At 64.9% G+C, this 22422-nt stretch carries 15 protein-coding genes; 3 read left to right on the forward strand and 12 right to left on the reverse strand.

Annotation, left to right across the window (positions count from 1 at the left end; all coding sequences use genetic code 11):
• Positions 1 to 29 precede the first annotated feature (29 nt).
• On the reverse strand, positions 30 to 3617 hold the full coding sequence (gene smc / locus FBY31_RS05070) for a chromosome segregation protein SMC (RefSeq protein ID WP_200833312.1): 3588 nt from the start codon (positions 3615 to 3617) through the stop codon (positions 30 to 32).
• Between the two features lie 397 nt (positions 3618 to 4014).
• On the opposite strand from smc, the gene FBY31_RS05075 reads away from it, so the two are divergent.
• On the forward strand, positions 4015 to 9558 hold the full coding sequence (locus tag FBY31_RS05075) for a DUF4082 domain-containing protein (protein WP_160142442.1): 5544 nt from the start codon (positions 4015 to 4017) through the stop codon (positions 9556 to 9558).
• A 445-nt stretch (positions 9559 to 10003) separates the two neighbouring features.
• On the opposite strand, the gene FBY31_RS05080 is transcribed toward FBY31_RS05075, so the two are convergent.
• The 8 genes from FBY31_RS05080 to coaD form a co-directional block, all read right to left on the reverse strand.
• A complete protein-coding gene (locus FBY31_RS05080; RefSeq protein WP_142037681.1) occupies positions 10004 to 11044 on the reverse strand; it encodes a hypothetical protein in 1041 nt (346 codons plus the stop codon).
• A complete protein-coding gene (locus FBY31_RS05085; protein ID WP_142037684.1) occupies positions 11041 to 12360 on the reverse strand; it encodes an MFS transporter in 1320 nt (439 codons plus the stop codon). The genes FBY31_RS05080 and FBY31_RS05085 overlap by 4 nt, the downstream gene beginning before the upstream one ends.
• Positions 12361 to 12363: 3 nt before the next feature.
• Positions 12364 to 13074 carry a hypothetical protein gene (locus tag FBY31_RS05090; protein WP_142037686.1) on the reverse strand — a complete coding sequence of 237 codons (711 nt, stop codon included), beginning with the start codon at positions 13072 to 13074 and terminating at the stop codon, positions 12364 to 12366.
• Between the two features lie 171 nt (positions 13075 to 13245).
• Positions 13246 to 14217, reverse strand: coding sequence for a bifunctional DNA-formamidopyrimidine glycosylase/DNA-(apurinic or apyrimidinic site) lyase (mutM, locus tag FBY31_RS05095; RefSeq protein WP_142037689.1), 972 nt, complete (start codon positions 14215 to 14217; stop codon positions 13246 to 13248).
• A 5-nt stretch (positions 14218 to 14222) separates the two neighbouring features.
• Entirely contained in the window at positions 14223 to 14966 is a 744-nt protein-coding gene (gene rnc / locus FBY31_RS05100; protein ID WP_142037691.1) for a ribonuclease III, read from the reverse strand.
• A gap of 21 nt (positions 14967 to 14987) precedes the next feature.
• The gene (gene rpmF / locus FBY31_RS05105) at positions 14988 to 15191 is read right to left on the reverse strand and encodes a 50S ribosomal protein L32 (RefSeq protein WP_009356569.1); all 204 of its coding nucleotides are present in this window, start codon (positions 15189 to 15191) and stop codon (positions 14988 to 14990) included.
• A gap of 36 nt (positions 15192 to 15227) precedes the next feature.
• Complete coding sequence (locus FBY31_RS05110; RefSeq protein WP_091415893.1) at positions 15228 to 15752, reverse strand: YceD family protein; 525 nt, start codon at positions 15750 to 15752, stop codon at positions 15228 to 15230.
• A 123-nt stretch (positions 15753 to 15875) separates the two neighbouring features.
• Entirely contained in the window at positions 15876 to 16376 is a 501-nt protein-coding gene (gene coaD, locus FBY31_RS05115; protein WP_142037694.1) for a pantetheine-phosphate adenylyltransferase, read from the reverse strand.
• 43 nt (positions 16377 to 16419) lie between these two features.
• Here coaD and FBY31_RS05120 point away from each other — a divergent pair, with 43 nt between their 5' ends.
• Together FBY31_RS05120 and FBY31_RS05125 are read left to right on the forward strand one after the other, a co-directional pair.
• The gene (locus FBY31_RS05120) at positions 16420 to 17649 is read left to right on the forward strand and encodes an aminotransferase class I/II-fold pyridoxal phosphate-dependent enzyme (RefSeq protein WP_235012933.1); all 1230 of its coding nucleotides are present in this window, start codon (positions 16420 to 16422) and stop codon (positions 17647 to 17649) included.
• Positions 17649 to 18437 (forward strand): spermidine synthase, encoded by a 789-nt coding sequence (locus FBY31_RS05125; protein ID WP_200833313.1) that lies wholly within the window; start codon positions 17649 to 17651, stop codon positions 18435 to 18437. The genes FBY31_RS05120 and FBY31_RS05125 overlap by 1 nt, the downstream gene beginning before the upstream one ends.
• 24 nt (positions 18438 to 18461) lie before the next feature.
• Here FBY31_RS05125 and rsmD read toward each other — a convergent pair whose 3' ends face one another.
• From rsmD to FBY31_RS05140, 3 genes are read right to left on the reverse strand one after another with little or no spacing between them, the layout of a single operon-like run.
• The gene (gene rsmD, locus FBY31_RS05130) at positions 18462 to 19124 is read right to left on the reverse strand and encodes a 16S rRNA (guanine(966)-N(2))-methyltransferase RsmD (RefSeq protein WP_142037699.1); all 663 of its coding nucleotides are present in this window, start codon (positions 19122 to 19124) and stop codon (positions 18462 to 18464) included.
• Between the two features lie 45 nt (positions 19125 to 19169).
• Positions 19170 to 21434, reverse strand: a complete 2265-nt coding sequence (locus tag FBY31_RS05135) for an ATP-dependent DNA helicase RecG (protein ID WP_142037702.1) — start codon at positions 21432 to 21434, stop codon at positions 19170 to 19172.
• Entirely contained in the window at positions 21424 to 22410 is a 987-nt protein-coding gene (locus FBY31_RS05140; RefSeq protein ID WP_142037703.1) for a DAK2 domain-containing protein, read from the reverse strand. The genes FBY31_RS05135 and FBY31_RS05140 overlap by 11 nt, the downstream gene beginning before the upstream one ends.
• Positions 22411 to 22422: the final 12 nt, after the last annotated feature.

Raw genomic sequence — 22422 nt, forward strand, 5'->3', positions numbered from 1 at the left:
GCGCACGCCAGGTTCACCGCGGTCCGCGCCTAGACCTCTGCTCCCAAGCGCTGGCTGATCACGGTGGATACGCCGTCGCCCCGCATGGTCACGCCATAGAGTGCGTCCGCCACTTCCATGGTCCGCTTCTGGTGGGTGATGACAATGAGCTGACTGGACTCCCGGAGCTCCTCAAAGATGGTGATCAGGCGGCCGAGGTTTGTGTCATCCAACGCAGCCTCCACCTCGTCCATGACGTAGAAGGGCGACGGGCGCGCCTTAAAGATGGCCACGAGCAGGGCGACTGCGGTCAGCGAGCGCTCACCGCCGGACAGCAGTGACAGGCGTTTGATCTTCTTGCCCGCAGGACGGGCCTCCACGTCAATGCCGGTGGTCAGCATGTCCGCCGGATCCGTCAGGACCAGCCTTCCCTCGCCGCCGGGGAAAAGCCGGGCAAAAACCCTGATGAACTGCGCCTGCGTGTCCTCGAAGGCTTCGGTGAAGACCCTCTGGACGCGGTCGTCCACTTCCTTGATGATGTCCAGCAGGTCCTTGCGGCTGGCTTTCAGGTCCTCCAGTTGCGTGCTGAGGAACTGGTGGCGCTCCTCGAGCGCGGCGAATTCCTCCAGTGCCAGGGGGTTGACGCGGCCCAGGCTGGCGAGGTCGCGTTCGGCTTTCCGGAGCCGTTTCTCCTGCTCCTCGCGGACGTACGGCTTTCCCTCGATGATTTCCGATCCGCCGGCGTCCACCGGGGCGCGCAGGGCCGCCCATTTGTCGGCGCTTTCTTCGGCCGGGACCGGAACGGGCACGTCCGGCCCGTAGTCAGCCACCAGGGCGTCCGGCGTGATTCCGAGTTCATCAATGGAGCGGCTTACGAGTGCCTCGATCCGGGCCAGTTGCTGTGCGCGGGCCAGCTCATCCCGGTGCACATTGTCCGTTAGCTCGGCCAGTTCCCGCGCGAACGTGTCATTGGCTGCCCGGAGGTGCAGCAGTTCCCGGTCCCGCTGTTCCCGGTTCTCCTCCGCAAGGTCGCGTTCGTGCCGTGCGAGGTCCACGGACACATCCATGTACCGCAGGGCCAGTTCGACGGCGGCAGCGACTGCCGCGGCACGTTTCGCCTGGGCGCGGCGGCGCCGGGCACGTTCCGCGGCTTCCTGGCGTGCGCGGCGCTCGGTTGCCGCCGCACGCTCCAGTGACGCAATCCGGTTTTGCGTGGCGGCCAGTTGTTCTTCGCCGCTGCGCAGCGACAGCCGGGCCTCCACCTCGGCGGCACGGGCAGTTGCCGCCGCGGCGGCAAGGCCATCCCTGTGTTCAGTGGAGGGCTCCTGCTCCAGGGGCGCTTCCTGGGCGGCAGCCAGCCGCGCGGCTACGCCGGCGAGCGATTCCTCCTCCGCCGCGACGTTTTGTTCGGCCCGTGCCAGCGACCCCGCCAGCCTGTCGCTTTCACCGACCGCGCTGCGGAGGACGGAATTGAGGTGTCCCAGCCGTTCGGAAACAGCAGCCAGCCTCGCATCTGATTCATGCAGCCGGTCCAGGGCGGCGTCCGTCCGTTCCTGCGCCTCGGAGTGCCGGGCCTCGGCGCCGGCGAGGGCGAACCTGCTCCGTTCAAGCCCAGCGGTGACTTCTGAAAGTTGGCCTTCGGCGTCGTCTACTGCAGCCTGGACTTCGAAAAGCGACGGCGCCTTGGCGGACCCGCCAGTGGCCGAAACAGCAGTAAAGATATCGCCCGCCCGGGTCACCGCGGTGATCACTGGATGGGCCGACACCACGGCGGCGGCAGACTCGATGTCGGGGACGACCGCGATGCCCGCCAGCAGGTGCCGCACCGCGGCGGCGGAGCGGCCGGCGTCCCTGACAAGTCCGGCAGCCCATGCGGCTCCCTGCGGAAGGGACGGCAGGGCGCCGGTCTCGGCTCCGGAGGCGGCATCCGGGGAGGCCAGCAGGAGCGACGCACGCCCGCCGTCGTCATCCTTAAGGACCTGAACCGCGGCTGCCGCTGCCTCTTCGTCGCGGACCAGCACGGCTTCCGAGGCCTCCCCCAGTGCCGCAGCTATTGCGGTTTCGAAGCCCGGTTCCACGGTGAGTTCGGCGGCGAGGCTTCCCAGCACTCCTGCCACGCCTGCCTGCAGGACATGCCCGGCACCGTCTTTTCTGGTGAGGCCAAGTTTCAGGGCGTCAAGGCGCGCCGCCAGGGCGTCACGCTTCCGGATTCCCTCGCTGACCGCAGCGTTCAGATCAGAGATTTCCTGCCGCACCGCGTCCAAGGCGTCGCTGGCGGCCTCATAGTCAGCATCAAGGGATTCCTCGCCCTCCTCCACGCCTGCCACTTGGTTTTCGAGCGCTGTGAACTCGGATTGCGCGCGGGCACGGCGCTCCAGCCCGGCGGCCTGCGATTCCCGCAGCCGGCCCAGCTCAGCCTGTGCGGATTCCACCCGTGATCGTGCAGCGGCAACCTGCCCGGCCAGCCGGGCCAGTCCTTCACGCCGGTCGGCGGCGGCCCGCAGCACTGCTGTCAGCCGTTTGTCTTCGGCAAGCGCTGCGGCTTCGGCTTCCGTCTTTGCTGTGCTGGCCGCCTCCAGGGCGCTCCGCCTGTTCAGGATGTGGCGTTCGAGTTCGGTGAGCTCCTCCCGGACCCGCGCGGCCTGGCGCTCCAGCTGTTCAGGGTCCCGGCCGGCGGGGGCGGGCTCGGTGGAACCGAGCAGGCGGCTGCGGTCCCGGGCAAGCGATCCGAGGGAGCGGAGCCGTTCGCGCGAAGCGGTGAGCCGGTACCAGGTGTCCCGTGCGGCGTTCAGTTTTGGCGTTGCCTCCGCGGCAAGCTGCTCCAGGGCGGCCTGCTGCCGGCGGCCGGCCTCAAGCTCCTGTTCGACGGCGGCGCGCCGGGTCTTCAGCGCGGCTTCGTCTGCCACGTCCTGTTCCAGGGCCTGCTGCAGCTGGACCAGGTCATCGGCCAAAAGCCTGGCCCGCGCGTCGCGGACGTCGAACTGGACGCGCTGGGCCCTGCGGGCAACCTCAGCCTGTTTGCCCAAAGGGGTGAGCTGGCGCCTGATTTCCCCCGTGAGGTCAGTGAGCCGCTGAAGGTTGGCCTGCATGGCCTCCAGCTTGCGCACCGTCCGCTCCTTGCGGCGGCGGTGTTTGAGGATGCCGGCTGCCTCCTCGATGAAGCCGCGGCGGTCCTCGGGGGTGGCGTGCAGGACCCTGTCCAGCTGGCCCTGGCCCACGATGACGTGCATTTCGCGGCCCAGGCCGGAGTCGGACAGCAGTTCCTGGATGTCCAGCAGGCGGCAGCTTGCACCGTTAATCGCATATTCGGACCCGCCGGCGCGGAAGAGCGTCCGCGAGATGGTGACCTCGCTGTACTCGATGGGCAAGGCACCATCGGTGTTGTCGATGGTCAGCGAGACGTGGGCGCGTCCCAGCGGCGGCCGGCCCGAGGTTCCGGCGAAGATGACGTCCTCCATCTTGCCGCCGCGGAGCGTCTTGGCACCCTGTTCCCCCATGACCCAGGCCAGGGCATCCACCACATTGGACTTGCCTGAGCCGTTAGGGCCTACGACTGCGGTGACGCCGGGTTCGAACTCGAAGGTGGTGGCGGACGCAAAGGACTTGAACCCCCGGACGGTCAGGCTTTTGAGGTGCAAGGCTTTTCGGATCTCCTGGATGGCGTGGGCGAGTGCTTCGCTGCACCAAATCTACTGCGTCACGTGTCGAAGGCGGTGGATGTGCGGGCTTCCACACACTTCTGCGGGTTTGGCCGCCGCGGCGCCAATTGCCTTGCCGCCCATTTTTGCCCAGCCTAGAGTCGCAGCTACAGGTTGCTAGACGCTGCTTGGCTTGGTGGTCTCACACGGGTCTTCCGGACCGGTTCCTCCAGGCTTGATCCACGCTGGTGCAGACAGTATGGATGGGCAGCATCCACGATCGGCCGCAGGACAACTGAATATCTTGGTTTGGCTGCCCCTGGGGGGAGCGGCACAGGTTCGAGTCGATTCCGCCTTGGACCGGCTTCGCGATAGCGCACTCAATCCAGGAGTTCACATGCCCGCATCCCCCGCCGTGCGACCACTGACAGCCCTCCAGCGGGTTGTCCTCCCGCTCGTCATTGCACTGGTGGCGGCCCTGCTTCCAGTGGGGTTGCCGGTCCTCCTGACCAGGGCGGCAGCGGCCGACCCCTGCGCTCCTTTGATCAACGCGGTGGCGTGTGAGAACTCCAAGCCCGGCAGCCCTGCTTCAGAGTGGGACATCGAAAAAGCCGGTGATGATTCCATTCAGGGCTTCGCCACGGAGATGAGCACCAACGCCGGGCAGGCTGTGCGCTTCAAGATTGATACCAACGCGGCCAATTACTCCATCCGGATCTACCGGACCGGCTGGTACCAGGGCCTGGGTGCCCGCAAAATCGCAGACGTTACCCCGTCGGCCCTGCGCCAGTCACAGCCCCAATGCCTGTCCGATAACACCACCGAGCTGTATGACTGCGGCACCTGGGCGGTCTCGGCCACCTGGCAGGTGCCCGCGGACGCTGTTTCCGGAGTCTACGTCGCGTTGCTCACCCGCCCGGACACCGGCGGCCAAAGCCACATCACCTTCATAGTCCGCAACGACGGCAGCCGTTCGAATATCGTCTTCCAGACCTCGGATACCACGTGGCAGGCGTACAACACGTACGGCGGAGCCGACTTCTACCAGGGCGCTGTTAATGGCCGTGCCTACAAAATCAGCTACAACCGGCCGTTCGCCACACGCGGTGATTCGGAAGGCAGGGACTTCTACTTCAGCAACGAGTACCCCCTGGTCCGTTTCCTGGAGAAGAACGGCTACGACGTCAGCTACATCAGTGGACTCGATACTGACCGCAGCGGAGCGCTGCTGCGCAACCACAAAGTCTTCCTGTCTGTGGGCCACGACGAATACTGGTCCGGCGCGCAGCGAACCAACGTTGAAGCTGCCCGCGACGCCGGAGTGAACCTGCAGTTCCTCTCCGGCAATGAAGTATATTGGCGCACCCGCTACGAGCCGTCTCCGGTGGATGGAGCCGCGCACCGCACCATCACGTCCTACAAGGAAACCTGGGCCAACGGAAAAATCGACCCGAGCACGGAATGGACCGGCACCTGGCGTGACCCGCGCTATGCAGCACCGGCGAACGGTGGCGGACTGCCCGAGAATGCCTTGACCGGGACGATTTACATGTCGAACTACACCGACCTTCCCATCACAGTCAGTGCCGCTGAAGGCAAAACCCGGCTGTGGCGGGGCACTTCCCTTGCATCCCTCGCAACCGGAGCATCCGCTGCTTTGGCACCGCACACAGTCGGTTACGAATCCGATGAAGACCTGGACAACGGGTTCCGTCCCGCGGGGCTGATCCGGCTGTCCACCACAACGGGGCCAACAGTTCAGTACCTCCAGGATTTTGGCAACACTGTCCAGCCGGGAACGACCACCCATAACCTGACGCTTTACCGTGCGGCCAGTGGAGCGCTCGTGTTCGGTGCCGGCACCGTCCAATGGACGTGGGGCCTTGACCAGGAACACGACGGCGAGGGCGCAGGAGCGGACCCGCGCATCCAGCAGGCACAAATCAACCTGCTTGCAGATATGGGCGCACAGCCGGGAACAAGGGACCCGGCCCTGGCAGCAGCGGCCGCCAGCACTGATGTGGCTGGACCGTCAGTCACGGTCAGTTCGCCGGCAGAGGGCGCAGGCATCGCGCACGGCACCAGTGTCACCGCCTCAGGGACCGCGACGGACTCCGGCGGTGTTGTGTCCGGCGTCGAAGTCTCTACGGACGGCGGCAAATCCTGGCATCCCGCGCAGGGAAAGCAGAACTGGACCTACACCTACATGCAAAAGGGACTGACGGCGTCCACCTTCCAGGTCCGCGCAATTGACGACAGCGCCAACATCGGAGCCACCGTCACCCGCAACCTTCAAGTGCCCGGCCCATACACCGTCTTTGGCCAGCAGGTGCCGCCAGTCCCGGATTCCCAGGACGGGGGCGCCTATGAGCTGGGCCTGAAAATCACCCCCACTGTGGATGGCTTCATCACCGGTGTCAGGTTCTACAAAAGCAGTGCCAACACCGGAACGCACACGGGTTCACTCTGGAATGCCGCCGGCCAGCGGCTGGCAACGGCGACATTCAGCGCGGAGACCACCTCAGGCTGGCAGAAGGTGCTCTTCTCACAGCCAGTTGCCGTAACAGCCGGCACCAAATACACCGTCTCCTACAAGGCGCCCAACGGGCATTACGCCATCAAGGACTACCAGTGGGCAAGCTTCGGCTTTTCCGAGCCCCCGCTGACCGTCGCCGGCGGATTCGGGAGTGAGCCGGCAGGTGTGTACGGTTCGGCTGATTCGTTCCCCACCAACAGCTACGGCAACGGCAACTACTTCGTGGATGCCGTGTTTGACACCGTCGATAACACGCCGCTGACAGCAGGCGGGCAATGGCCGCTGGACGGCTCCTCGAGCGTCCCCCAAGCCACTACAGTGGGTGCGGTCTTCTCAAAGCCTGTGACGGCCTCGACTGTCAGCCTCACCCTCAAAGCCGCCGACGGAACAACTGTTGCCGGCACCACAGCCTATGATTCCGTGGTCCGCAAAGCCACCTTCACGCCCAGTGCCCCGCTGGCTTTGGCCACGAAGTTCACGGTCGCGCTCAGCGCCACGGCATCGAGCGGAGGGTCCCTGACAGCAGGGGGGACCTGGTCCTTCACCACCGTCGTTTCCCCACCACTGCCCGGAACCTGCCCCTGCAGTTTCTATGACGATGCGGCAACTCCCGGCATCCAGGAGATCCGCGACGGCGTCCCGCTGACGCTCGGCCTAAGGTTCTCCAGCACTGCCGGCGGGACAGTTACCGGTGTCAGGTTCTACAAGTCAGCCGGCAACACCGGAACCCACACGGGCTCCCTCTTCAGCGCAGCCGGCGAGCAACTCGCCACCGTTACCTTCGCCAATGAAAGCACTTCGGGCTGGCAGACGGCGTACTTCAACCAGCCGGTGGCGATGAGTGCGAACACCGAGTACGTTGTGGCATACAAGTCGACAACGGGCGCGTACTCCGCAACAGTGAACGGGTTCGGTTCCGGCCTGAGCGTTGGCAACCTGCGGGCGGCGTCCGATGCGGGAGCCTACTCCTACTCCACCGACTTCCCCGGGTCCCGGTCGTCCGCCAGCTACCTCGTTGACGTGGTTGTGCAATACCCCGACCCGCCCTTCACGGGGGTTAACCAGTCGCCGCTGGCCGGCTCGTCCAGTGTCGCACTGGACAGCCCGGTGTCCGTGGTCCTGTCCAAACCCGCCACCGCATCAACGGTCAAACTCACCCTCACCGGCCCCGGCACTACACCCGTGAACGGCACCTCCGCCTACGACACGGCCACAGGCAAGGCCACCTTCACACCCGCCGCCGCCCTGGCCACCTCCACCACCTACACGGCAACCCTGAGCGCAACCTCCACCACAGGACAGCAACTCAGCGCAGGCAACACCTGGACCTTCACCACAGTGCCCGCACCACGCACCGAAGGAACCTGCCCCTGCACCCTCTACCAGGACACCGTCACCCCCACCACCATGGAAATCAAAGACGGCACCCCACTCACCCTCGGCGTCCGCTTCGCCAGCGCCGCCGACGGCACCATCACCGGCCTCCGCTTCTACAAAGCAGCCGGCAACACCGGAACCCACACCGGTACCCTCTTCACCGCCGGCGGCCAACAACTGGCCACCATCACCTTCACCAACGAAACCACCGCCGGCTGGCAGACAATGAACTTCAGCCAACCCGTCCCCATCACCGCCAACACCGAATACATCGCCGCCTACACCACCCCCACCGGCACCTACTCATCAACACCAGGCGGCTTCAACACCGGCTTCACCAGCGGACCACTACGCACCACAGAAGGATCCGGCGCCTTCACCTATTCGGGTGCCTTCCCGGGCTCATCATCGAGTTCCAGCTATCTCGTGGACCTTGTGTTCCAGCAGGCTGATCCGCCCTTCGCGGGGGTTAACCAGTCGCCGCTGGCCGGCTCGTCCAGTGTCGCACTGGACAGCCCGGTGTCCGTGGTCCTGTCCAAACCCGCCACCGCATCAACGGTCAAACTCACCCTCACCGGCCCCGGCACTACACCCGTGAACGGCACCTCCGCCTACGACACGGCCACAGGCAAGGCCACCTTCACACCCGCCGCCGCCCTGGCCACCTCCACCACCTACACGGCAACCCTGAGCGCAACCTCCACCACAGGACAGCAACTCAGCGCAGGCAACACCTGGACCTTCACCACAGTGCCCGCACCACGCACCGAAGGAACCTGCCCCTGCACCCTCTACCAGGACACCGTCACCCCCACCACCATGGAAATCAAAGACGGCACCCCACTCACCCTCGGCGTCCGCTTCGCCAGCGCCGCCGACGGCACCATCACCGGCCTCCGCTTCTACAAAGCAGCCGGCAACACCGGAACCCACACCGGTACCCTCTTCACCGCCGGCGGCCAACAACTGGCCACCATCACCTTCACCAACGAAACCACCGCCGGCTGGCAGACAATGAACTTCAGCCAACCCGTCCCCATCACCGCCAACACCGAATACATCGCCGCCTACACCACCCCCACCGGCACCTACTCAGCAACACCAGGCGGCTTCAACACCGGCTTCACCAGCGGACCACTACGCACCACAGAAGGATCCGGCGCCTTCGCTAATGGCTCTGTTTTCCCGGTCAACGGCTCCACTACCAGCTACTTTGTGGACGTCGTCTACGGGGGGACGTCCCCGTCCTCAGCATCATTTACCGTGACAGCCCAGTCGCCAGTCCAGAATGCGACCAATGTACCGCGGGATGTGAAACCCACATTGACGCTCTCCTCAAGCGCAAAGCCCGGAGCAGCCCTGGAACTGGTGGTGGCCGGGGCCACCATTTCCGGAGCGTCAGCACTCTCGACCGATGGCAGGACTATCACCTTTACACCCAGCGATCTGCTCCCAGCCAACACACAAGTAACGGCTCGGGCCGTCAATGTCAGTTCCACCGATGGGGCAGCCTTGCCAGCCACGAGTTGGTTGTTCACCACAACGAACCCTCCTGACCAGACTCTTTTCGCTACCCTCACTCCAACAGTTGCCGCCTCCAGCGAAACCAGGGCCATCGAGCTGGGCGCAACGTTCAGGACCTCACGGACCGGTTGGGTTACCGGAATCCGTTTTTACAAGGGTCCGCTCAACACCGGCATCCACTACGGTTCGCTTTGGAACTCCGCCGGTAGCCGCCTGGCCCGGGTTGCCTTTAGCAACGAGACTGCCACCGGCTGGCAGACGGCAGTCCTATCGCCTCCCGTCCGCCTGACTGAAGCGACAGATTACGTGGTTTCGTACAACGCTCCGGTGGGCCGATATTCCTTCACTTCTGCGTTCTTCACGCGGGCGTGGACAAGCGGCTATCTCACAGCTCCGGCGGCCAGGAACGGGCTGTTCCGTTACGGTTCCGGAACCGCGGTTCCCAACCGTACCGACAATGCCACCAACTACTTCGTGGATGTTGTCTTCTCGCCCGCTTCATAAGTATCCATATGCAAGAGCGACCCGCATCAGCCAGTACGGGGAACACGTGGCCCAGGTTGGGCGGGCGGAGTATTTCAGCCAGAAGAGCATTCCAGGTTCAAATTGGCCGGGATTGCTCTTCTGGCTCCATGAAACTTTCAACTCGGTCAGTTTTTCTTCGTTTCGTCGCCGAGGATCTCGGAGGAGCCCAGCGGGACTGGTCATCCACGGCTTGCGGATGGGCAGCCCCGGTGTCCTTCGTCCAGGGAGGCAAGCCTCGGGATCCGGTACCTTGGCCATCAACCTTCCCCGCGCTAGAGGGTGCCAGATGCAGCCGGGCGGCAATCCGGTTGGGACGCGGCGGCGGGTGAAACGCGGCTTCAGAACCCGCCGTTCGGCGCGTACAACTTCGGTAGGAACTAATACTCAGGCGGTATCGCTTCTCTTTACTCCGGGGACGTGGCGTTTATCGCACCACGGATGGTGACCACGCGTGTTCGATATACAGCCGCGGGCCAGCTCCGCCATCAGCAGGAATTCGCCAGACATCCGAGTCCCCTGCTTCGCCCTCCCTCGGCAATCCGTAGAGGAGAAAGCTGTCATTAAGCCATTCGATCTGGTCATCAATGCTTCGGCTTTCGCCAAGGACTGTCTCCTTGCCACTCGCCAGATCAAGGACTGCTGCCTTCCAGTAAGGGGTGATGCCTGAGCCCATGCCTTTCTTAAAGGCGACGCGGGTCCCGTCAGGCGATATGGAGGGGCATTCCACCCCATCGTGGACTGCAGTCAAGGTGCGACCGGCAATGCTGCCGCGAACCAGCCAATGGCGCCCGGAAGCTGCTGCTGTGGCGAAGAAGGCGTCAGGCTGACCGGGGACAAAAGTGACGCCCCAGATGTTTCTTTCTGAGCCCGTAATCTGCTGGCCATTTACCAGCAATGCAAATTCCTCCAGATTCCCGGCCTTGACAGCGCCATCCAGGCCCCTGATGGCCGTTTCAGTGGAAAATCCCGTCCCCGCGTAGGAGTGGCCGGTGACAAAAACAGTAGTAGCGACCAGGCCGGCGCCGCTGGCACGGGTCCTGCTGGGGATCCCCGGAAGGGCCCAGGCCTGAAGCCTCTGCCAACCGGCTCCGTAAATCGAGGCTTCGAAGCTCGTCACCAAGCCCCGGTTGGTGCTGAGGCAGACCACGTTTATCCCGGTCGCGTACACCCTGTCGCATGCTGCGCCGCCAATGCTCCTGGGGCCTGAGGGGTCTGCAGCGGGAACGGTTGCTGCCATGCCGTAACCCTGCCCCGCTGCGGTATTGCGGAAAAGGACGTAGGAACCTTTCGGCAATTCCGTGCTTTCTGCAGCAACGTCGACGGCGGGCGGCGCGGCGCGGCTGTCCTGCAGGCGTTGGAAGGCGGACAGGGCGTAAGAGCCCGCTCCCGCCAGGATGAGGCACGTCACCATCAAAAGAACCACCCAGCGGAGCCGGCCGCCGGAACTCTTGGTGCCTTCGGTCATACCACCGCTTCCTGCCGTTGTGCTTTCCGCAAGATGAAGTACGAGGCCGGGAGGACAACCGCCAGGAGACTCCCCACCACCACCATGGCTGCTGCCGGCCCGAGGGCAAACCAGCAAACTCCGAAGAGGGTGGATGCCGCTACCCGGCTGAGCGCCACCACGGTCTGCACCGTGCCAATGCCTGTGGCCAGCATGCCTGGTGGGCTCAGCTGGCTTGCAAAGGCTGCCAGGACACCATCGGTTGCAGCATAGAAGGCTCCCAGCAGGGCAAGGCAGAGCATTGTCGGCCCAAGGCCGCTCACTGGTGCCGCTGCGCAGAGGTAGCACGCCAGGAGTGCCACATGGCCGGCCAGGAAAACCCTTCCCTTGCCGTAGCGGTCGGCAAGCCTGCCCATGGGGATGGCCAGCAGCAGGAAAACGATATTGGTGCCAACGTACAGCAGGGGAAACCATTGCACCGCAAAGTCATCCCTGTCCTGCAGGACGAGGTAGATGAATCCGTCGCCGACGGTGAGCAGGCCAAGCAACGCTGATGCGATCAGCAACCGGCCCAGCCCGGGTTCCCTGAACAACTGCCAACGCAGTGGAAGGCGGGCACCCCGCCCCGGGGCTGCCTGGCTGCCGCCGGTTCGTTTCACGCCGGGCCGGCGCGCCTTCCGTCCCGTCCCCAGGTCCGGCACTACCAGGGCCAGTGCTGCCACGCCGATCGCTGCAAACGCGAGGGACACCACGAAGACGGTGCCGTATCCGTTGGGTATCAGCATCAGGATCAGAAAAGCGATGAGGGGTCCTGCTGCCGCTCCAATGTTGTCCAGCATCCTGTGCACGCCGAAATGCCGGGCCAGGTACTCCGGCTGCGCCGCCGTCGAGATCAGCGCATCACGTGGAGCGGTCCTGATGCCCTTGCCGATCCGGTCACCGGTGACGGCCGCCGCCATCGACCAGAATCCGCCGGCGAAGAGGAATCCGACACGGGCGATCAGCGACAAGCCGTACCCGGCCAGGGCTACTCGCTTGGGCCTGCCAACTCTGTCCGAGGCCCAACCGGCCGCGATCCGTACCAGGGCACTAGCACCTTGGTTTATTCCGTCGATGATTCCGAAGGCGATCACGGAAAGCCCCAGGAAGCCGGTGATGTAAAGCGGCAGGACGGCGGCAACTGACTCCGACGAGATGTCCGTAGCCATGCTCACTATGCCCAGCCAGAGGATAACGGGCGAAAGCCTGAAGCGCGCAGCCGGGAGATCTGCCCCCTCCATGGCTGGTTCCAGCGCTTTTTCCTTGCCGCCATGGCGGTCCGACATGGATATGTACATGGACTACCGCCCCGGTTCGGTGTGGAAATTGCCCAACAGCGAGAAGCGCGTGCTTCCGGTGCCAGTCACGGAAAGAGTAACGGATACAGAATCGTTTCCACGGGTGAGTCGAAGTCCTTGCTGCCCGACTGCTGCGGGCGCTTCTTCGGAGCGGAAGCCCGCCGACTGGAGGACCTGTTGGAAGTGCCCCGTTACCTTTTCGGGCGCAAGCTCAACGATGCCCTCGGCGGTGGCTTGGAGCGTGTCCCCGCTTGAACTGACACCTGTGAAGACGATGACCGTCCCGTCAGGAAACGAAAGAACCTGCGACGGGAAACCCTCTACTGTTTTTCCCTGCGCCGATGCCGGGGCCGGCAGCGGCGCACTGACCAAAGCTGCAGCCGGTGAGGGCACTGGGAGGCCGGTTGGTGAGGCACTGGCTGGCGGCAGGACTTCCAGGCGGCCTTGGCCTCCTGATCCGCCGGCACCGTCGGCCTCCGGGAAGCTGGCGTTACCACCGGATTCTGCGGTCCCAGGTCCACCTTGCGGCGGTGCACTGGTACCGCCCGTTCCCGCAGGAGCAAGGCCGTCCGCCACGGGACCTTGGCCGGGAGAAGCAGCAGTCCCGGCCCCGGTGGCCGGCTGCTCGTGTGCCAGGTTGTCAAAAATCATGGCCGTACCGCTGAGGATGATGGCTGCGCCGGCACCAGCCAGGACCAGCCGTTTTACCAGCACGGCTGTACCGGCCTGCCGCGCGGGCCGGTTTGCCGCACCACGGCATCGGCGAAACCAGTTCCTGGGACGTCCATGGCCACAGTCTGACATCGCCTGTGGACGCAGGATAGGTGGATTTCCACACCTTTCCCGCCGTCTGGGCAGCGGATTCCGCAGGCTTCCGGTGGGTCCTTACCAGCGGCCGTTGCGGGGACGCGGCTGGCACACCGGGCAGGTGTGCGAGGAACGGTTCATGAACTGGTCACGGCGGATCAGGGCGTGGATTCCCGCAGAGGCACACCGGTGGCACGGCTGGCCCTCCCGGCCGTAGGCGTTAAGGGACCGGTCGAAGTACCCGGAGGCGCCGTTGACGTTCACGTAGAGGGAGTCGAAGCTTGTTCCGCCGGCGGCCAGGGCATCGACCATAACGTCACGGGCGCTGCCGACTACCCTTTCCGCTTCGGCCCGGCGGAGGGTGTCTGTGGGCCGGGCGAAGTGGAGGCGGGCACGCCACAGTGCTTCGTCGGCGTAGATGTTGCCGATGCCGGATACCAGGCCCTGGTCCAGCAACGCCCGTTTTAGCCCCGTTTTGCGTTTGCGCAGGCGGCGGTAGAAAAGATCAAACGAGAAGGCGGGGTCCAAGGGATCCCGGGCGATGTGGGCCGCTTCCTCTGCAATGAGTGGAAGGGGTGATTCAGCGAGTCCGCCGGGGCCGCCGTCATCTGTTGGTACCAGCGAGGTGACGAACAGCCCGCCGAAGATCCGCTGGTCCACGAACCGCAATTGCTCGGGCATGCCGTCGCTGGAACTCAAACGCAACCGTACTTTGAGGTGCTTCTCATCGGGGACGCTTCCGTCCTGCATGAGCAGTTGGCCGCTCATCCCGAGGTGGGCCATGAGTGCCACGGCGGGACGATGGTTCCCGGAAGGGTGTGGATCCCGGGTGCCGGCGGATGCATCCAGCAGCGGCATCCAGAGGAACTTGCCCCGCCGCACGACGTCGGCGACGGTTGCCCCCTCGAGGTTGCCGACGAAATCACGGGCACCCAGCGCATGGCGGCGGATTGAGCGTTCGTCAAGGACGTCCACACCCTCGATGGTCCGGCCGCGGACCCAGCTCACCAGGCCGCGGCGGACCACCTCAACCTCGGGAAGTTCGGGCACAACCCCTACTTGGCGGCTACGTTGCCGGCGGATTTACCTCCGGTGGCGGAAGGCGCAGCCTTTGAAGCCGCGCTGCCGGAAAGAGCCCGCCAGGCGTCAGCGGCAGCTTCCTGCTCCGCTTCCTTTTTGGAGTGGCCGGTTCCCTGGCCGTAGGCCGTGCCGCCGATGTGCAGGACTGCTGTAAAAACCCGTGCGTGGTCGGGGCCGGAGCCTTCCACCGCATAGTGGATGGTTCCGAGCTGGCGGCTGGCCGCGAGTTCCTGAATGCTGGTTTTCCAGTCGGTCCCGGCACCCAGGGCACCGGCGTCTTTCAGCAGGGGCCCGATCAGCCGCATCACGAGCTGGCGGGCCGTCTCGATGTCGTTGGACACGTAGGTGGCACCGATCAGGGCCTCCATGGTGTCCGCAAGGATGGACGCCTTGTTCTTACCCTCGGTGAGTTTTTCGCCCTGCCCAAGGTAGATGTATTCGCCAATGCCGAGGCTGCGCCCGATGCCGGCAAGGGCCCGGGTGCTGACCACGGCCGAGCGGCGCTTGGCAAGATCGCCTTCGGGGAGGTTCGGGTTGTCCCGGTAGAGGGCGTCCGTCACGGAGAACCCCAGGATGGAGTCACCCAGGAATTCCAGCCGCTCATTGGTGGGGATGCCGCCGTTTTCGTAGGCGTAGGAACGGTGTGTGAGCGCAAGACGAAGCGTCCCGGCGTCAATAGAGACACCGAGACGCTTCAAAAGCTCTTCAGTTGAAGACATCATGTCAGCCTGAGGGGCCGATTAGACGTCCGCGACCTTGCGGCCCTTGTACTCAAGGAACAGCGCAGTGCCGGCCGAGTCGGTGACGACCTTCGCCTGGTGCGGCAGGCTGTAGGTGACCTGGCCGTTCTCCACGGTCTTCACCAGGTGGGGGGCGGTCGCCTTCCACTGCGAGCGGCGGGCGCGGGTATTCGAGCGAGACATTTTCCGCTTGGGAACAGCCACGGCTAACTCATTTCTCTCTAGACAAACACGTACAAATCAATTTTGCCGGTCAGGCTTAGCCATATCAGCTAGGGCAGCCCAGCGAGGATCCAAGACCTCGTGGTGGTGCCCCGGCTCGTCTTCCAGGCGTACTCCGCATTCGGAGCAAAGGCCCTGGCAGTCTTCCCGGCACACCGGCTGGAACGGCAGATTGGTGACAACCGCGTCCCGCAACACCGGTTCAAGATCGATTACATCGTGCTCGACTCGACGTTGCTCTTCATCATCTTCTTCGTCCGAAAGCTGTACGCCCTCATAGAAGAAAAGTTCTTGCACATTGACCTCAAGGTCATACGCAAGGGGATCCAGGCATCGGCCGCATTCACCCGTTACTTCGGCAAGTGCAGTTCCAGATACCAGAATTCCTTCGTGTACGGCCTCAAGCCTCAGATCCAGCTCGATATCCGAGCCTTCCTGAACACCAATGAGCGCCACACCAAGATCACCCGGTGCGGGTACATGTTCCTTCAGTGTCCGCATGCTTCCCGGACTGCGTCCGAGGTCCTTGACGTCGAACGCCAGGGGCGAACCAGCATCTCTTTTAATGAGAACTCCTGTTGAACATATGACCGACGTACCATCTTAGCCTGAAGAGCCGCGGGGACTCAAACCAGCCAGCGGGGACCGCCGAAGTACCTGACCAGCCTACCCTCTTGGCTGCTCATCGGCCGACGACCCGCCCGCCAGCATCCTGCGGTGCACCGACCTCGGGACGTAGTCGGAAACGCTGCCGCCCAGGCCCGCGACTTCCTTGATCAAGGTGGAGGACAGGTGGATGTAGTGGGCCTCGGCCGGCAGGAAGACCGTTTCCACACCGCTCAACTGGCGGTTCATCGTGGCCATGGGCAGCTCGTAGTCGAAGTCAGAGGACGACCTAAGGCCCTTCACGATCGCTGACACACCCCGCTGCCGGCAATACTCCGCGAGGAGCCCGTCGCCCACCGGTTCCACCACTATGCCCTTAAGCGACGCCAGCGTTTCGCGGGCCATGTCCAGGCGCTCTCCCAGCGTGAACCTGTACTTCTTACCCGGGTTGGTGGACACCGCCACAATGACTTCATCAAACAGGCTGGCCGCCCGTGCAATAACCTCGAGATGGCCGTTGTGGATGGGGTCGAAGGATCCGGGGCAGACAGCTCGTCTCATGCTCCGAACCTACCCCATGGAAAGGCCGGGATACCATGACTGGATGCATCCTCCACGGGAACATTCCGCCCCCATGGCCCCTGCCCCCTGGCAACGGACCGCACTCGGAGCCAACCTCCTCGGACCGGATGGCGGGCTGGGCGTCACCATCTTCGAGGAGATGACTACCCTCGCCTCGCAGACCGGTGCCATCAACCTGGGCCAGGGTTTTCCGGATGAGGACGGACCGCTGGAGATCAGGGACGCTGCGCGCGCCGCCATCGCCGGCGGCGCGAACCAGTACGCGCCCGGCAAGGGAATCCTGGAGCTGCGCCAAGCGGTCACTGCCCATCAGGAAAGGTTTTACGGCCTCTCCCCTGACCCGCAGACCGAGGTCATCATTACCACCGGCGCCACCGAAGGCATCGCCGCCGCCCTGCTGGCCTTTACTGGTCCAGGCGATGAGGTCCTGACCTTCGAGCCGTTCTACGATTCCTACGGCGCCGTAATCGGGCTCTCCGGCGCCACCCACGTAACGGCTCCGCTGCTGGCCCCGGATTTCATGCCGGACCTGTCCGCCCTGGAAGCGGCCTTCAGCGAGAGGACCCGGGCGGTGCTGCTGAACAACCCGCATAACCCCACGGGTGCGGTATTTCCGCAGAGCGTCCTGCAGCGCGTCGTTGACCTGGCCAGGAAACATGGCTGCCTCATCATCACTGATGAAGTTTATGAACACCTCACTTTTGGCGCCCGCCACGTTCCGGTGGCCTCCCTGCCCGGAGCCGGCGAGCGTACCATCACCATCTCCTCTGCCGGCAAGACGTTTTCGCTGACCGGCTGGAAGATCGGCTGGGTGACAGGCCCGGAGGAGCTTGTGTCCGCCGTGCGCACGGTCAAGCAGTTCCTCACCTACAGTTCGGGCACTCCGTTCCAGTCAGCCATTGCCACCGGACTCGGCCTGCCGGACGCCTTCTACGATGGCGTTGCCGCTACCCTGAAGCGCAAGCGGGACATCCTGAGCGAAGGGCTGCGGGCCGCGGGATTCGATGTCTACTCCCCGCAGGGTACGTACTTCGTCAACGTCGATACCGCGCCGCTGGGAATCCATGATTCCGTGGACCTGGCCCGCAGGCTTCCGGGCCTGGTGGGCGTTGCCGCAATTCCAGTCCCGGTTTTCTGCCACCCGGAAGGGGCGGAGAGGACACGAAGCCTGCTCCGCTTCGCGTTCTGCAAAAAGACAGAGGTCCTGGAGGAGGCTGCAGCCCGGCTGGCCACCCTTGGCGGGCTGGTCTGATGCAGGCAGGCAGCGAGGGAGGGGCGGCCCGGTTCCTTCGCACCAGCGGACAGCACGCATCCATCGAGCCGGACACCTTCACGGAGGGCAGTTACGTGCTCAGCATCGGTGGCGCGGAACAGTCCCACGTGAACCTGGCGCGGCCGGAGGAGATCTTCTACGAGTACCTGAGGCGGATCGGGCATCTGGTGGACCTTGCGGCCCCGGCAGGAACCCCCGTCACGGCGCTGCACCTGGGAGCGGGCGCCCTGACACTGGCGCGCTACATCGAGGCGACCAGGCCGGGGTCGAACCAGTACGCGGTGGAGCTGGAACGTGAACTGCTCGATTTCGTCCTGCGGCAGCTGCCCCTCCCCGAGGGGACCAACCTGCACACCGTCATCGGAGATGCCAGGGATGCGCTGACCGACGTTGATCCGGGCCTCCGCTTTGACGTGGTCATATTGGACATCTTCTCCGGACCCGTTGCGCCGGCCCACCTTGCCTGCACCGAGTTCTACAGTGAGCTGCGGGAACGGCTTGCGCCACGAGGGCTCCTGATCATCAACGTGGGAGACGAGCCAGGCCTCACCCTGGTCCGGAGCCAGGTGGCTGCAATGCGCCGTGCCATGGGTGACGTCGCCGCTTTTGCTGAAGCAGGCATGTTTGAGGGCCGCTATCCCGGAAACATCATCCTGGCCGGCACCCAAACTCCCTGGCCCGCCGGCTGGACCGAAGAATTGGCCGCCCGCGGGCCGCATCCGGCCAGGGTTTTGGCAGGAGTGGACCTGGACGCCCTCGGCGTGTAAGCACGGCCGGCCCGGGCAGGTTTCCTACCTGCCGCTGCCGTCCGCCTCAATGGAATCCGGGTCACTCGCGTCCGCATCCAGGCCTTCCGCCTCAAGGGCGTCTGCGTCAATGGCGTCCGGCACAAAGGGCTCAGCGAACCACAGCCGGGTTTCGCCGTACTTTTTCTCCGCGAACCGCGCAAGCCCGCCCGGCCACGCCGGTTCCGGTGACCGGGAGGACCTCTCCACCACCACTACTGCCGCCGGCGCCAAGTGAGCGGCCAGTTTTTCGAGCACTGCGGACAACGCGACTTCCTCCAGCGGATAGGGCGGGTCCAGGAACACGAGGTCCCAGGCTTCGGCGGCTGCGGCGCGCTCCAGGAAAGGTTCCACCTTGGACCGGTGTACCGTCACGGCTTTGCGGCCCAGGACCCCGTTGATGAGGTCCGCGTTGCGCTGGCAGACAGCACTGGCTTTCGCCTCGGACTCCACGAGGTCGACGGTTTGGGCTCCCCTGCTGCCGCTCTCCACCCCGAGGGATCCTGAGCCGGCGTAGAGGTCCAGCACCCTGGCACCGGTGATGGCGTCAAAGGCATCAAGCCGCGAGAAGAGCGCTTCCTTGACCCGGTCCGTGGTGGGCCTGGTCAGCGAGCCCGGGACAGCCTGCAGGGGTGTGCCGCCAGCTGCTCCTGCGATGATCCGGCTCACCGGACGGCCGTGCTTCCGCCGCCGCGCATTTCGGGTCCCACCATGCTAACCGCGTTCAAGGAACGCCTCCTTTTCGGGGTTGAGGTACTTGTCGATTGCTTCGGCCAGTTCCTGGTGTGCAGCCAGTGACGGGTCCTGTGACACGATCTGCTGGGCATCGTCCCTGGCCCGGCTGATGACGGCCTCGTGCTCGAGCACACGCAGCAGCCTCAGGGTGGAACGGCCGCCGGACTGGGAGGCACCCAGGATGTCGCCCTCGCGGCGCAGTTTGAGGTCCTCTTGGGAAAGCTCGAAACCGTCCGTGGTGGCGGCCACCGCCTCCAGGCGCTTCCGGCTGGGATGGCCGGGCTCCAGGGCGGTGACCAGCAGGCAGGTTCCAGGCAGCCCGCCCCTGCCCACCCGGCCACGCAGCTGGTGCAGCTGCGAGATGCCGAACCTGTCGGCGTCGAGGATGACCATAAGGGTGGCGTTGGGGACGTCAACGCCCACCTCAATGACGGTAGTGGAGACGAGCAGCCTGACCTGGTTGTCCACGAAGCCGGCCATGGTGGCGGCTTTCACGTCGGGCGGCTGCCGCCCGTGGAGCGGGGCCAGGGGAACACCGGAAAGTGCCGGCTCGGCCAGGAGATGTTCGACGACGGCGGTCACGGACGCCAGTTCCCGCCCGTTTTCCCCCTCAGGGCCCTCGGCCAGGTCCGCTTCCTCCGGGCTGAAGTCGCCGTCGTCGTCGGTACCGATCTTGGGGCAAACAACATACACCTGGTGCCCGTTATCGATTTCCTCGCGGGAACGGGACCAGATGCGCCCGGCCCAGGCAGGGTTTTCGGCGAGGCCCACCAGGTGGGTGCTGATAGGGGCCCGGCCTGCGGGCAGTTCGTCCAGCACCGATGTCTCAAGGTCCCCGAACACGGTCATGGCAACAGTGCGCGGGATGGGTGTGGCGGTCATGACCAGCAGGTGGGGCGGCTTCCGCGCCTTGGCCCGCAGGGCATCCCGTTGTTCCACACCGAAGCGGTGCTGCTCGTCCACCACGATCAGGCCAAGATCGTAGAAGCTGACATTGCCGCTGAGCAGGGCATGGGTGCCGATGATGATGCCAGCCGTCCCCGAAGCGGCATCGAGCATGGCCTGCTTCCGGGCAGCAGCGGGCATGGAACCCGTGAGCAGCGTGACCTGGACCGAGGCAGCATCCAGCCCGCCCAGCAGGCCCTCTTTGGAGAGCGGTCCCAGGGAACGGCGGATCGACTCATAGTGCTGGGCGGCGAGGACTTCGGTGGGCGCCAGCAGTGCGGCCTGTCCCCCGGCGTCCACCACCTGCAGCATGGCCCGCAGCGCCACGATGGTCTTACCCGAACCCACTTCGCCCTGCAGCAGCCGGTTCATGGGCGAGTCGCGGGCAAGTTCGGCCGCCAGGGTCTTTCCGATAGCGGCCTGCCCCGCCGTGAGGGTGAAGGGGAGATCCGCGTCAAAGGCGGCAAGCAGTCCGTCAGGAACCTGCCGCCGTGCCGTGGCTTCCTCCGCGGCCAGCTGCGCCCGGCGGCGGGCGAGGGCGGACTGCAACACCAGGGCTTCGTGGTAACGGAGCCGGTCCCGCGCCCGCCGCCAGTCGTCAGCGGATTCGGGCTCGTGGATGAGGCGGTAGGCCTCGGCCAGCGGCAGGAATTTTTCGCGGCTTACGACGGCGGGCGGGACCGGATCGGGCAAGGCGTCCAGGTCCAGCGTCTGCAGCAGCGTTTGGACGGCCTTCTGGATCTTCCAGCTGGGCAGTTTGGACGTGGCCGGATACACCGGAATGGGCATGGCGGCGAGTTTTTCCGGGTCTTGGCTGCCCTCGCTGAAAGGGTCGTCATCCAGGAGCTGGAAGTCCGGGTTGGTGAGTCCGAGTTGTCCCTTGAACTTGGTCACTTTTCCGGAGAACAGGGCCCGGCGTCCCTGCAGGAGGTCGGTTTTTGCCTTGTACCCGTTGAAGAAGCTGATCTTGAGGGTGCCGGGCGCTTTACCGCGGTAATCCGTTCCGCCTACCAGCCGAAGCCCCTGCCGCCCGTCGTCGTCGGACACTATGACGTCGGTGATGGTCCCGCGCCGCGCCTGCATGTTCCGGGTGCTGCTGGACAGCACCCTGGCGATGAGCGTGACTTCCTCGTCGAGGGGGAGCTCGCTGATGGGTGTCAGCTCGCCGCGGTTCATGTAGCGGCGCGGGAAGTAGTTCAGCAGCCCGTCCACTGTGGTGATGCCAAGATGCTTCTCAATGACGGCTGCCGAACGCTTTCCGATCCGCCGTTCCAGCGCGAGGTCCAGTTCAGCGGTCATGCCCACTGGAGTTCACTGCATCGGTGTGGGGTTCGCGCGGCAGCGCGAGCTCGCTGATACTGAGTTGGGATGGCTCCCCCAGGCCCCGGATGATGCTGACAGCCGGTTCCGGCTCCGGAACGTGCACATGCACCCGCCAGCGGTAGTTCCCGTCCGCGTCTTCGTTGCCGCCCACCTGGCTCATGATGACAGATTCGCCGATTTCGTCGAGCTGCTGGCGGAGGGTTGCTGCGTGGAGGGGCGAAAGGTTGATAGTGCACATGACTTCGACGCCGTCATCGTCCGGCAGGGCCGTGTGGATGTGTGGATCGGATACGTCATAGCCGTGCAGGCCGTCCAGCAGCTCGCTTTGGAGTTCCTCACCCAGGACGGCGGAACGGAGGCAATCCAGGATCAGGAGCATTCCAACTCCGCCGGCGTCCACGACCCGTGCCGTGGCCAGGACGTCCAACTGGTCCTCGGTGCGGATCACTGCAGCCAGGGCACCTTCAACAGCGGCATCCAGGGCCAGGCCCAGGGCGTGGTTGCTGTCATCACCGTTCTGCCCGGCGTCCACCGCGGCCGCGGCCCGGGCTGCGGCCTCCATGACCGAAAGCATGGTTCCCGGAACGGGGTCGCTGAGGGCTGACCATGCCCTGATCTGGGCCCGGTTGAGCGCTGCGGCGAGCAGGGTGGACGTGAGCCGGGTGTGTCCCGCCAGGGGTTCAGCCGCAGCACACAGGAACACCGAGAAAAGAGTCCCCGAGTTTCCGCGGGCCTCCTCCATTGCAGCCTGGCCGGCGGCGGCCAGGACGACGCCGACATCCAGCTGCGCGGGCTGGTCTTGAGCTGCAGCAGCAGACCGGGCGGCCGCCCGGACGGTCAGGTACAGGTTGGTACCTGTGTCTCCGTCTGCTACCGGGAAGATATTGATGGCGTTGAGGCGGTCGCTATGGTTCCCAATGACGGTCTCAGCCTTGCCCAACCACCTCTTCATCGCTTGCGCGTT

This window comes from Arthrobacter sp. SLBN-100 (assembly GCF_006715305.1).
Lineage (GTDB): Bacteria > Actinomycetota > Actinomycetes > Actinomycetales > Micrococcaceae > Arthrobacter.